The 12,105-nt window shown below is 59.0% G+C and carries 12 protein-coding genes and 1 tRNA gene; 9 read left to right on the top strand and 4 right to left on the bottom strand.

The genetic code is table 11. The features are described from left to right. The first annotated feature begins 32 nt into the window (after positions 1 to 32). Positions 33 to 836: a signal peptidase I gene (lepB, locus tag HDF09_RS11530; RefSeq protein WP_260181232.1), complete on the top strand. Its 804-nt coding sequence runs from the start codon at positions 33 to 35 to the stop codon at positions 834 to 836. A 35-nt stretch (positions 837 to 871) separates the two neighbouring features. On the opposite strand, the gene HDF09_RS11535 is transcribed toward lepB, so the two are convergent. Further along, positions 872 to 1,540, bottom strand: a complete 669-nt coding sequence (locus HDF09_RS11535) for an O-methyltransferase (RefSeq protein WP_183766358.1) — start codon at positions 1,538 to 1,540, stop codon at positions 872 to 874. 113 nt (positions 1,541 to 1,653) lie between these two features. Between HDF09_RS11535 and HDF09_RS11540 the strand changes: the two genes are divergently transcribed. The 3 genes from HDF09_RS11540 to HDF09_RS11550 all read left to right on the top strand — a co-directional run bounded on the left by HDF09_RS11540 (position 1,654) and on the right by HDF09_RS11550 (position 6,083). Beyond that, the gene (locus HDF09_RS11540) at positions 1,654 to 3,552 is read left to right on the top strand and encodes a M14 family metallopeptidase (protein WP_183766360.1); all 1,899 of its coding nucleotides are present in this window, start codon (positions 1,654 to 1,656) and stop codon (positions 3,550 to 3,552) included. A gap of 62 nt (positions 3,553 to 3,614) precedes the next feature. Then, positions 3,615 to 4,046 (top strand): hypothetical protein, encoded by a 432-nt coding sequence (locus HDF09_RS11545; protein ID WP_183766362.1) that lies wholly within the window; start codon positions 3,615 to 3,617, stop codon positions 4,044 to 4,046. A gap of 123 nt (positions 4,047 to 4,169) precedes the next feature. Beyond that, positions 4,170 to 6,083: a CocE/NonD family hydrolase gene (locus tag HDF09_RS11550; protein WP_183766364.1), complete on the top strand. Its 1,914-nt coding sequence runs from the start codon at positions 4,170 to 4,172 to the stop codon at positions 6,081 to 6,083. Between the two features lie 250 nt (positions 6,084 to 6,333). On the opposite strand, the gene HDF09_RS11555 is transcribed toward HDF09_RS11550, so the two are convergent. Further along, positions 6,334 to 7,107 (bottom strand): SDR family oxidoreductase, encoded by a 774-nt coding sequence (locus tag HDF09_RS11555; protein ID WP_183766366.1) that lies wholly within the window; start codon positions 7,105 to 7,107, stop codon positions 6,334 to 6,336. 156 nt (positions 7,108 to 7,263) lie between these two features. Here HDF09_RS11555 and HDF09_RS11560 point away from each other — a divergent pair, with 156 nt between their 5' ends. Then, positions 7,264 to 7,818 (top strand): TetR/AcrR family transcriptional regulator, encoded by a 555-nt coding sequence (locus HDF09_RS11560; RefSeq protein ID WP_183766368.1) that lies wholly within the window; start codon positions 7,264 to 7,266, stop codon positions 7,816 to 7,818. Between the two features lie 43 nt (positions 7,819 to 7,861). Here HDF09_RS11560 and HDF09_RS11565 read toward each other — a convergent pair whose 3' ends face one another. Beyond that, positions 7,862 to 9,169, bottom strand: coding sequence for a M24 family metallopeptidase (locus HDF09_RS11565; RefSeq protein ID WP_183766370.1), 1,308 nt, complete (start codon positions 9,167 to 9,169; stop codon positions 7,862 to 7,864). 82 nt (positions 9,170 to 9,251) lie between these two features. Between HDF09_RS11565 and fbp the strand changes: the two genes are divergently transcribed. The 4 genes from fbp to HDF09_RS11585 all read left to right on the top strand — a co-directional run bounded on the left by fbp (position 9,252) and on the right by HDF09_RS11585 (position 11,085). Then, a complete protein-coding gene (gene fbp, locus HDF09_RS11570) occupies positions 9,252 to 10,277 on the top strand; it encodes a class 1 fructose-bisphosphatase (RefSeq protein ID WP_183766372.1) in 1,026 nt (341 codons plus the stop codon). After that, on the top strand, positions 10,274 to 10,537 hold the full coding sequence (locus tag HDF09_RS11575; RefSeq protein ID WP_183766374.1) for an alanyl-tRNA editing protein: 264 nt from the start codon (positions 10,274 to 10,276) through the stop codon (positions 10,535 to 10,537). Before fbp ends, HDF09_RS11575 begins: the two co-directional genes overlap by 4 nt. Before the next feature lie 110 nt (positions 10,538 to 10,647). Then, positions 10,648 to 10,723, top strand: a tRNA-Ala gene (locus HDF09_RS11580). A 161-nt stretch (positions 10,724 to 10,884) separates the two neighbouring features. Further along, a complete protein-coding gene (locus tag HDF09_RS11585) occupies positions 10,885 to 11,085 on the top strand; it encodes a hypothetical protein (protein WP_183766376.1) in 201 nt (66 codons plus the stop codon). Between the two features lie 19 nt (positions 11,086 to 11,104). Here the strand turns inward: HDF09_RS11585 and HDF09_RS11590 are convergent, their stop codons facing one another. Beyond that, positions 11,105 to 11,935, bottom strand: coding sequence for a cytochrome c oxidase assembly protein (locus HDF09_RS11590; protein WP_183766378.1), 831 nt, complete (start codon positions 11,933 to 11,935; stop codon positions 11,105 to 11,107). Between the last annotated feature and the right edge of the window lie 170 nt (positions 11,936 to 12,105).

Here is a 12,105-nt window from a genome sequence, read left to right on the forward strand (position 1 = left end):
AACGAGGCGTTGAAGAAAGCTCAGGTGATGCAATGAAGGGTGAGAAGAAAGATCCGAACAGTTCGATGATCGAAGGCCGAGTGGCGAAGGCGAAGGGGGAAACTCGACTGGAGGTACTGGCGTCGATTTGTACTATGGTTGCCGTCTGGATGTTCGGGATTACCTACGGGTTTCAAAACTTCGTGATTCCATCGTCGTCGATGGCGAGTACTTTGCTTGTTGGGGACCATGTTCTGGTCGATCGCATCAATGTGGCACCGTCGTCGAAGTGGGCGCCATTTGTCTCGCACGATTCGGTCCATCGCGGGGACGTGGTTGTGTTCTACAGACCGGCTGCGGCAGCAAATGGCGAACATGAGATTCTGGTGAAGCGGGTGATTGGCGTACCTGGAGACAGGGTCCATCTTCGGCGCGGGATCGTTTTTTTGAACGGAGTTGCGCAGAGTGAGCCGTGGGCGGCAAAACCGACGTTGGAGAACTACGACGGCTATCGGGATGACTTTCCGCTGGTGCCGCCCCCTGAGAATGTGCGTGTGACTGCGGAGTGGTCTGTCGAGCTCCCCGGCCATATCGAAGGCAATGACCTGGTGGTGCCTGAAGGTCGATATTTTGTGATGGGCGACAACAGGACGAACAGCCTGGATGGCCGTTACTGGGGACTTGTGCCGAGAGCCAATATCCTGGGACGGCCGCTATTCGTCTACTGGTCTTTTCCTACGCCGGAGGATCAGATGTATAAGACAAAGATGTCGGAGCAAGCCAGCTTCGCGCTTCGCGAGGCCATTCACTTCTTTGATGAGACGCGATGGAGTCGGACCTTTCACGTTGTGAAGTAACAACTTTCGAATCCTGGATTTTTGAGTCCTGGATGTTATGAGGTGACTATGGCTATGGCGAATCCGTCGTAGCCCTTGCTGCCTACGGTCTGGAGCGCGGTGGCGTCGAGACGGGGATTGTCTCCGAAGCGCTCGAGAAAGGTGCGGGTGCCTGAGACTGCGGGGTCGGTACTCTTTGGATCGAGGATGGCGCCGTCGCGGATTACGTTGTCTCCTATGATGACGGTGCCGGGGCGTGAGAGCTTGACCGCCCACTCCAGGTAGGAGGGGTTGTTGGGTTTGTCCGCGTCGAGGAAGATGAGATCGAAGGGTGCGGCTTTTTGGGAGTGCAGGGTGGCCAGAGATTCGAGCGCATTGCCGACTCTGAGGTCGACTAGTGAGGACAGCCCTGCGCGTTTGATGTTTGCCGCAGCTACGCTGGCGTGGGTGGGATTGAGCTCGAGCGTGATGAGGGTGCCGTCTGGCGGTAGAGCGCGCGCCAGCCAGATAGTGCTGTATCCGCCGAGGGTTCCTACTTCCAGAATGCGGTTGGCTTTATGGATGCGGGCGAGCAGATGAAGAAACTTGCCCTGGTTGGGAGCTACGTCGATGGCGGGAAGCCCGGCGTCTGCGTTTGCGCGCACGGCTTCGTTGAGTGGTTGATCGGGATGAACGAGAGTGTCTGTGAGGAAGTGGTCGACTGAGGTCCAGAGGTCCTGATTCATATGGTGATGAGGATAACGGTGTGTGGCTGGAGAGGCAAATTGGTGCTGAGTTTGGTTGCGTTCGAGGGAGTGTTAGCGTGTTCGTAGAGAGTTGATCGTGCGAGGAGTTTGAGATGCGAGTTGGTTCCAGCGTTGGTCTGGTTTTTGTGGCGGCTTTGGTTTGGGGTGCAGTGGCGCGGGGGCAGACCGTGGCCGATGTAAGTTTGCAGCCGCACGCTGTGGGTAGCGTGCCTTGTGCTCCAAGCGGTGATGCGACTTGGATGACGCCGGCGGAGAAGAGTTGCTATGCAACTACTCCTGACTATGCGGAGACGATGGCTTATTTGAATCGCGTGCAGAGTGCGGCGCCGGGGCAGGTGAAGATTGAGGCGTTTGGGAAGACGGGTGAGGGCAGGGAGTTGGATGTGGTGGTGGTTTCGCGGGATGGGGTATTTGATCCTTCTGAGTTACATAAAGCGAAACGCCCGATTGTGCTGGTGCAGAACTCAATTCATGCCGGGGAGATGGATGGGAAGGATGCTTGCCTTGCGCTGCTGCGGGATATGGTGATCTCGAAGACGAAGGCGAGCCTGCTGGAGCGGGCGGTGTTTGTGTTTATCCCGATCTATAACGCGGATGGGCATGAGCGGAGGAGCGCTTATAACCGAATCAACCAGGCTGGGCCGGCGGAGATGGGCTGGCGGGGCAATGGGACGAACCTGAATTTGAATCGCGATTATCTGAAGTTGGATACGCCGGAGGCTCGAGCGTTCAACTCGATGTTTCATCGCTGGCTGCCGGATTTTTTTGTGGATGACCATGTAACAGATGGTGCGGACTATCAATATGACGTGACGTTCACGATTGATGATGGGCCGAATGTGCCGAGGGGAACGGCGAAGTGGGTGGATGAGGTCGCGACGCCGACGCTTGAGAAGTATGTGGACTCGCATGGGCATCTGGCTTCGCCGACTTATATCAATTTTGTGAATGACAACGATCCGGGGGAGGGGTTGGGTTTCAACGATGATCCGCCGCGGTTCTCGACAGGCTATGTGATTCTTGAGGGCCGGCCGGGGATGCTGGTTGAGCTGCATATGCTGAAGGACTATAAGACGCGCGTGACGGGGAACTACGAGATTCTTGCGGGACTGATGGAGCTGATGAATCGCGATGCGGATAAGGTGATTGCGCTGAATGCGGCGGCGGATAAGGAGGCAGAGGCGCTGGGCGCGCATCCGCTGGGGAATGTGATGTATCCGCTGGCGTTGGGATGGAGCGGGGATACGACGCCGTTTTTGTTTCGCGGATACAAGTACACGCGGGAGTTGAGTGCGGTTTCGGGGGCGATGCGGGTGGAGTATTCGCATGAGCCGTGGAATGTCTCGCTGCCGTTTCAGACTGGGTTCAAGGTGAAGGCGGAGACGAGGGTGCCGGCTGCTTACATTATTCCGGCGCAGTGGGTGAAGGTGATTGATGTGCTGGCGGCGCATCAAGTGGAGATGGAGCGGACGACGGCGGTGTGGACGGGTGATGTGGAGACGTATCAGTGTGCTGGGATGGCGTGGCAGGAGCCTCCGTTTGAAGGACGGCATCCGACGTTCAATGGCGAGGCGATGCATGATCCGGGGAAGTATGGGAGCTGCGTGCTGGTGCGGGAGAAGAGGACGTTTCCGGCGGGGTCGGCGGTGGTGCGGCTGAATCAGCGGCTGTCGAAGGTGGCGTTGGAGTGGCTGGAGCCGGCGGGGCCTGACTCGGCGCTGCAGTGGGGGTTCTTCGATTCGATCTTCGAGCAGAGGGAGTATGGCGAAGCGTATGTGCTGGAGTCGCTGGCGCGGGAGATGATGGCGAAGGATCCGAAGCTGAAGACGGAGTTTGAGAAGAAGGTGGCGAGCGATCCGGTGTTTGCGGGGAACGCGTATGCGCGGCTGGAGTTTTTCTATGAGCGGACGCCGTGGTTTGCGGCGAATCGGGTGGGACAGTATCCGGTGGGGCGTTTGCTGAGCGTTGATGGGGTACCGGTGGCGCGATAGTTGCTGGTCGATGTTCGCAGGTCGATGGGCTATGATGGGGACCTTCCGAAGAGAGGTGAGCTATGCATGATCTTGTCGTCGATCTTGTGGCTGTTGCGGTGTGCGGAGCTGTGGGCGGCTTCGTCAATGTGTTTATTGGGGATTCTGGACTTCACCTCCCGACGATAGAAGAAGGGGTCTTTCGTCCGGGATACATCGGTGTGGTGCTGGTGGGGATCGTTGCGGCGGTTGGGGCGTGGCTTGCAACGCAGGGTTCGGCGCTGACGAGCGGCTTCGTGCCATCGCCTCCGGTTACGTTGAGGCTGTCTGAGTTGAGCACCGCGATTCTGGTAGGTTTTGGCGGGGCGCGATGGTTCAAGTCGGAGGGAGAGACGACGATCTTTCGCAGGACGGCGGCGGTTGCAGCGAGCAAGTCGGCCGATAGTGAGGCCGCGGCCACGATCGCTGCAGGGACGCCGATTCAGGCGCTGACGGCTGCGATCAGGATGCGGTGAGTGCTGGTGCTTCATGGGATTCGGGAGAAGCTGCGTATGTTTGCGGGAATGTGAGATATCGTATGTCAGTGGCCGGTTGCCGCGATAGACTTCCTCTATCCTGTTTCTCCTTCGAGGGTTTTGATGAAAAGAACGATCGCGCTTGTGGTGTGTTTTCTGACAGTGGTTAGTGGCGGAGTGCTGGCGCAGGCTCCGGGGGCGAGCCAGGAAGAGTTCATCAAGTCGCACTATGCGAAGTTTGAATATCGCATTCCGATGCGGGATGGGGTGAAGCTGTTTGTGTCGGTGTATACGCCGCAGGCAGGGGCGTTCAAGGATGCGGGGCCGTATCCGTTTTTGATGACGCGGACGCCTTATAGCTGCGGGCCGTATGGCGAGGACAAGATGCCGACGCGGCTGGGAGTGAGCCAGGAGCTGCTGGAGTCGGGCTACATCTTTGTGTGCGGGGATGCTCGTGGGCGGTATGAGAGCGAGGGTGTGTTTCAGGAGATGAGTCCACATATCGAGGACAAGAAGTCGAATAAAGATGTGGATGAGTCGACGGATATGTACGACACGGTGGAGTTTCTGCTGAAGCATGTGGAGAACAATAACGGCAAGGTGGGGATTACCGGGATTTCTTATCCTGGGTTTTATACGTCGGCGAGCATTATTGATTCGCATCCGGCGATCAAGGCGGCCAGTCCGCAGGCTCCGATGACGAATCTGTTCTTCAACGATGATGGGTACCATGGCGGGGCGTTTATGCTGTCGGCCAACCATGGGTTTTATGTTTTCTTCAAACCGCAGAAGAATCCGACGCTGCCGGATAAGCGGGAGTACTCCGAGCCAGGTACCCCGGATAGTTACAAATTTTATTTGAAGGCCGGGCCAACGGGGAATCTGGATAAGGCGTTCGATGGGTCGAACTTCTTATTCCACGACCAACTGGTTCATACGACCTATGACGATTACTGGAAGAAGCGTGATCTGTCGCTGCATATGAAGAATGTTCATGCGGCGGTGATGACGGTTGGCGGGTGGTTTGATGCGGAGGATCTGTCGGGGCCGTTCAAGACGTTTCATGCGATCGATGAGTTCAATCCCGGTGCGGTGAATACGCTGGTGGTGGGGCCGTGGACGCACGGTGGCTGGTCGAGGTCAGATGGAGACAGGCTGGGGGATGTTAGTTTCGGTTCGAAGACGGGAGTGTTCTTTCTGTCGCAGATTCAGTTTCCATTTTTCGAGCACTATTTGAAGGGACATGATGGCGGAGTGTTGCCAAAGGCCTATGTGTTCGAGACGGGCAGCAATGTTTGGAGGAAGTATGATGCGTGGCCTCCGAAGTCGGCGGCTGCGAAGACGCTTTACTTTCGCGAGGGTGGGAAGTTGAGCTTTGATGCGCCTGCGGAGAAGGCTGGGGTGGATGAGTATGTGAGCGATCCGGCGCATCCTGTGCCGTTTGTGAATTACACGACGGACACGGTGCCGCAACGGTATATGGACGACGATCAGCGGTTTGCTTCGCGGCGGCCGGATGTGCTGACGTATGAGACCGAACCGCTGACCGAGGATGTGACGATTGCGGGGCCGGTGCGGCCGAAGCTGAAGGTGGCGTCGTCGGGGACGGATGCGGACTTTGTGGTGAAGTTGATTGATGTCTATCCGAATGATTTTCCGGATCCTCCGAATGACGCTGTGGGCAAGCGGGTGCTTGGGGCGGCGCCGGTTTTGATGGGTGGATATGAGCAGCTGGTTCGGGGTGAGCCGATGCGGGCGAAGTTTCGGGATAGCTGGGAGAAGCCGACGGCGCTGACGCCAGGAAAGATGGTTGAGGTGAATGCGGAGATGCCGGATGTGAACCACACGTTCCGCGCGGGACATCGGATTATGGTGCAGGTGCAGAGCTCATGGTTCCCGCTGGTGGATCGGAATCCGCAGACGTTTGTAGATATTCCGTTTGCAAAGCCGGAGCAGTTTGTGAAGGCTACGGAGAGTGTGTATCGGAGTGCAGGCGCAGCGAGTGGGGTTGAGGTTCTGGTTGTGCCGCAGAAGTAGGCTGAGTGTCCTGCCGGACGGGCGCCCTGCGCGGGCGGCGGTCACTTCGTGACGCGTGTACCCCTTCGGTTGGCGCTCCCGTTGGTCGCGAGCCATCTTTCTTTCCGACCAGCGGGAGGACCTACGCACCTCACCTACCAAGACCGGTATACACGTCACGAAGTGACCGCGGCGAACCGGGGTCCCCGCAAACAGGTCTTCGTTTGCGGGGTGGCCACGCGCATGGCGCACTTCGCGATCGCCCGGTTTTTTAGCCGCGGAAGGCTGGTCCGCCGAAGGGTGTGCCTACTGCTCCGCCGTCGACGAAGAACTCGACTGCGTTGACGTAGGAGGAGTCGTCGGAGGCGAGGAAGAGGACTGCCTTTGCAAGCTCGTCTGCTTCGCCTAAGCGGCCTAGCGGAATCGTCGAGGCGATGCGCTTTGAGAGTGCATCGTTCTCTTCGCTGGTGCGGGTGTTGCGGGTCCAGATGGGTGTCTTGATTGGTCCGGGAGCGACGACATTGACGCGAATGCCGCGTGGAGCGAGATCGGCGGCCATGGAGCGGGAGAGGCCACGGAGGCCGGCTTTGCTTGCGGCGTATGCGGCGTAGCCTGGTTGACCCAGCGATCCGATGATGGAGCCGTTGAAGATGACGGACGAACCGTCTTTGAGAATGGGAAGAGCCTCCTCGACTGTGAAGAAGGCGCCAGTGAGGTTGATGCGGATGATGTTTTCGAAGATCGCCTCGTCCGTCTTGCCGGTGGTTGTTTGTCCGGCGATGCCGGCGTTGGCGAAGACGATGTCGAGATGGCCGAAGTCTTGTTTGATCTTGGCGAAGAGATCTTTGCGTGCGGCCGAGTCGGCTACATCGGCGCGGTAGGCGGTGGCCTTCGGGCCAAGGAGTTTGGCGGCCTCATCAAGGGTCTTCTGGTCGCGGCCGGTGATGGCCACTTGTGCGCCTTCCTGAATGAAGAGCTGGGCTGTGGCGAGGCCGATGCCGCTGTTGCCGCCGGTGATGAGTGCCTTTTTGCCTTCGAGTTTCATGGTGTTTTCCTCTTGTCCTGTCGCTGTCTTTGATTGCGGACTGCATGGGTTTGGTGCAGTCATAATTTTCAAAAGTCCTAAGCATGATGATTGTCATGCTCTACTGTGTTTTAAGCATGACGTGTATCATGTATAAAGTCAAGCGAGGAGGTTGGGATGAGATATCCGGCAGCAGAGACAGCGGAGAAACATGCGCGGATTCTGGAAGAGGCGTCTCGTTTATTTCGCGAGAGGGGATTTTCCGGTGTGAGCGTCAGCGAGATTATGAAGGCGACTGGATTGACGCATGGCCCTTTTTATAATCACTTCGACTCGAAGGAAGAGTTGATGGCCGAAAGCGTGCTGCATGGTTTCAAGAACACGCTGGATGGATTGAATGCGACGAATGAGACCGCGAAGGGTAGAGCGGAGTATGTGAAGAGGTATCTGAGTGCGGCGCATCGGGATGCTCCCGGTATGGGATGCACGATGGCGAGCCTTTCGGCGGAGACTCGGCATGAGCCGCAGGTAAGGGGTGTGTTCACGGACCGGCTGAAGGCTGTGATTGAGGCCGTGGCGACTCACTTTCCCTGGCCTTCCAGAAGGTCGGCGCGGGGAGATGCGATTCGGATGATGGCTTCGATGGTGGGGGCGATGATTCTGGCGCGGGCGGTGGAGGATGAGAGGTTCTCTGACGAGATTCTGAGTGAGGTGCGGAAGGGTTTGGTGTAGAGCCTTCCCCTCAGGGGCAACTTCAGATTTAGATGAGGCAACTTCAGATTTTTCCGAAGGGGTGTTCGAGCGAGGGGCTTTGCGGGGTGAACATCTTGCCGCCGTCTTCGGTGACGTGCCAGTCGTCTTCGAGACGGACGCCGAACTCGCCGGGGAGGTAGATGCCGGGTTCGTCGGAGAAGCACATGCTTGCGGCGAGTGGCGTGGTGTTGCCGCGGACGAGGTAGGGCCACTCGTGTCCGTCCATGCCGATGCCGTGGCCGAGGCGGTGGGTGAAGTACTTGTAGTCGGGACCGTAGCCGGCGGCGGCGATGAGGTCGCGTGCGGCGGCGTCAATGGTGTGGCAGGGTGCTCCGGGATGAGCGGCGGCGAGGGCTGCGGATTGCGCCTTCAAGACGATGTCGAAGACCTTGCGGGCTTTGTCGAGTTTGGGGATGGTGGGGTCGCCGAGGACGAAGGTGCGGGAGATGTCGGACTGATAGCCTTCGACGGTGCAGCCGTCGTCGATGAGGATGATCTCACCTTCTTGGATTACTTGAGGTTGTAACGATCCGTGGGGGAGCGCGGAGTACTCGCCGACCTGACAGCTGGCGTCGCCGGTGACGCCGCAACGGGTGTAGGCGAGGTCGACCATCTGGCTGAACTGGCGGTTGGTCATGCCGGGTTGTGCGGATTGATAGCAGGCTTTGTAGACAGCGAGGGTGATGTTGTTGGCGAGTTGCATGAGGGCCAGCTCGGCGGGGGATTTGATGCTGCGGCAGCCAGAGGTGACGGGGGTGGCGCTGGTGATGGTGAGGGCGGCGCTGGCGTGAGCGATGCCGTCGGCGAAGACGAACTGGGTGCGCTCCTCGATGCCGATCTTGCAGGTGGCGAGGCCGGATTCGTTGAGCGCTTTGGCGAGGAGTTGGTAGGGATCTTCGTCTTCGTTCCAGGTGTAGACGCGGGTGGTGGAGGCGGAGGGGAGGGTTGCGGGTTTGGACTCCATGCGCTCGCGAACGCGGCCCTCTTCGAAGACGGGGCAGACGATGAAGGGCGCGCCGGTGGCCGGGAGGGTCCAGGCGAAGAAGCGCTCGGACTGGCCCCAGCGGAGGCCGGTGAAGTACGTGAGAGAGGTGCCGGTGGTGATGACGATGGCGTCGATGTTGTTCTGGTGCATGAGGGCTCGGGCGCGTTCGAGGCGCTGCTCGCGTTCGGCGAGGGTGATGGGGACGGCTTCGGCGTGGCGGTTGGTGAGGGCGGCGATGGCGGGTGGGAGTTTTTCGGGTTGTGAGGATTGGGCCGCGAGTGCGAGGGTGGGGGCGGCAGCTGCTGCGGCGGCTGAGGATAGGAGGAAGTTGCGGCGGGTTGGCATGGGTGGGAATAGTGTACGGGGAATCGTTCCTGGTGAGGGTGATCTGGGTCGTGAACTAAGATTGGTGTGAGGAATTCGGACGATGGCGATGATTACGACGGTGCAGCAGCATATTTTGCAGCAGCAGCAGGCTGCCTTGAAGGCTACGGGGCGTGAGCCTACGGGGACGTTCAGCTGGTTGCTGAGTGGGATTACGCTGGCCGCGAAGATGATTGAGGCAAAGATTCGCTCGGCTGGGTTGAGTGATGTGTATGGTTCTTTTGGTGCTGAGAATGTGCAGGGGGAGCAGCAACAGAAGCTCGATGTGTATGCGAATCAAGCGCTGCTGCATTGCCTGGGGCTGCGGGATAGCGTGGCGGCGCTGGTGAGCGAAGAGGATGAGGAGCCGGTGACGTTTAACCGGGATGCGGAGACGGGGAAGTACATTATTGTGTTCGATCCGCTGGATGGGTCGTCGAACATTGATGTGAATGTGAATGTGGGGACGATCTTCAGCGTGCTGCGGAGAATGCCGGCAGAGCTGGGGACGCTGGAGGAGTCGATTCTGCAGCCGGGGTTTCGGCAGGTGGCGGCGGGGTATGTGGTGTATGGGCCGTCGACGGTGCTGGTGTATACGACGGGAAATGGGGTGCATGGGTTTACGCTCGATCCGACGATTGGGGCGTTTGTGCTGAGCAACGAGAGGATGATGATGCCGGAGCAGGGAAGCTACTACTCGGTGAATGAGGCGAATGCGGCGGGGTGGCCGGAGGAGTATCGCGGGTATGTGGAGATGCTGCGGACGGGTGGGTTGAAGAAGGAGTATAGCTCGCGGTATATCGGGAGTCTGGTGGCGGACTTTCATCGGACGCTGCTGAAGGGTGGGGTGTTTTTGTATCCGCCTACGTTGAAGCAGCCGAAGGGGAAGCTGCGGCTGCTGTATGAGGCGAATCCGCTGGCGTTTATTGCGGAGCAGGCGGGTGGGATGGCCACCGGGGGTGCGGGGCGGATTCTGGATATCAAGCCGGAGGGGATTCATCAGCGGACGCCGTTTTGTGTGGGGAGCAAGCGGGAGATGGAGGCGCTGGTGGCGGCGGTGAGTCCGGCGGCTTCGGTGAGTGCGCGATGAGTTCGTTTGCTGCTGAGGTGATTGATATTCGCGAGGAGTCGCGCGTGGCGGGGCGGCAGCGATGGCAGATGGCGCTGGATCGGACGGAGTTTGTTGCGGGCGATGTGGGGGTGCTGGAGGCGGTGGCTCGGAGTGGAGCTCGGCTGGTGGTTCCGGTGCTTGGGGTGGTGATGGATGCTGGGGAGGTGTGGCATGTGGTGGAGAAGCCGCTGGCTGCGGGGACGGCGGTGATGGGGCGGGTGGGTGTGTCGGTGGAGTGATGCGGATTGGAGGCTCGTGGTTGAGCCGGAGTGTGGTTGCTGATACACTCGGAGATGTTGTTTCGGCTGCGTTGGGCCTGCGAAAGCGGTGCGCGATGCGGGTTTGGTGGGGGGCTGTAGCTCAGTTGGGAGAGCGCCTCGTTCGCAACGAGGAGGTCAGCGGTTCGATCCCGCTCAGCTCCACCATAGAAACACTTTCATCATAAAATTGATGAGTTTGCATCGGGTTCTGGCAAGATGGCCAATTCCGCTGGCTCCTCCAAACTGTATGGGAGTAGACTTCGTTTCAATTCCGATGTGTTCGGAGAGTGATGAGTCCAAAGAGAAAAAGAAAACGAATCAGGGCGATGACTCTTGGTCTCATCATCGGAATGACGATTGGAATCGTCGGCGGGTTATGGCAGCGAAATCTCGCCCTTGGCGTGATGATTGGATTAGGCCTTGGCGCGGTACTCGGGAAGGTGATTTCGAAGTATCACCTGAGGTCATCGCTCAGAGCGGCGCTGCAGGGTGGTTCACGTCCGGAGTTCGACGGCCGACGAGAGTAGTGAATCAGGTCGCTTTTGGCTATGACTTGCGGGTCTTTTCTTGTTGCAGCAAGCGGAAGGTTACGAAGACTGCTGGGACGAGGAAGATGAGCGAGCCTAGAACCCACATGATGACGGCTCCTGCGCGCTGGTCGGCGATGGGGTCGATGTGGAAGGGGTTGGGGCGCTCGAGGTAGTAGGTGTAGACGGGACGGTCGCAGAAGGCCAGGAAAGCGGAGAGTGCCGTGTTGACGATGTCCGCTAAGACGAGATAGGGCAGCATGATCCAGCCGGGGTAGCGAGCGGTAGTGGGCCAGGGGCGGATGAGCGGCCACCAGAAGAGGATGGAGGAGGCGAGGAAGCAGATGTGCTCGAACTCGTGCCAGTGCTCGTGCTCGAGGGCGAAGTCGTAGGCGGCGGGGATGTGCCAGAGGAGGAAGGTGAGGTTCATCGCGAGCCACGCTACGACGGGGCGGGTGAGAAAGTGGCCGAGGGTGCGGAGCCACTTCATGCGCAGGAAGGGGGAGAGCAGATGGACAGTTACGCCGTGGGGGAGACCTCGGAGGAGTGGGACTTGCGGGTAGCCGAGGAGGAGGAGTGGGGGGACAAAGGACATGAGGAGGAGGTGTTCGACCATGTGGGCGCTGAGGAGCGCGTCGGCGAAGCCGTCCATGGGGGAGGCGATGGAGAGCCAGATGGTCGCGATGCCGAGGTTGAAGCAGACGAGGCGCCAGGTGGGGAAGAGTGCGGGCCTGGTCTTGCGGATGGCGTACCAGCCGCGTGTGTAGAGGATGACGCTGAGGAGCAGCGCTGTGGTGAGGAAGAGCGGAGGGGACCATTCGTCGAAGATGGCCCTATATTCAGGTGGCATTTGAGTAGGGTATGGAGTTGATTCTTGTTTGGCGAATTGTTGCGGTGCTGAACGGATCTTTGGCTGGGATAGGAAGGCATACCCCAGGGGCTGAAGCCCCCACGTCAATGGCTGATTGAGAGACCCAAGGCGAAAGCCTTGGGGTACCTAGATCCAAGATACTGGCTACC

Origin of the sequence: Edaphobacter lichenicola (assembly GCF_014201315.1) — a bacterium.
GTDB lineage: Bacteria > Acidobacteriota > Terriglobia > Terriglobales > Acidobacteriaceae > Edaphobacter > Edaphobacter lichenicola_B.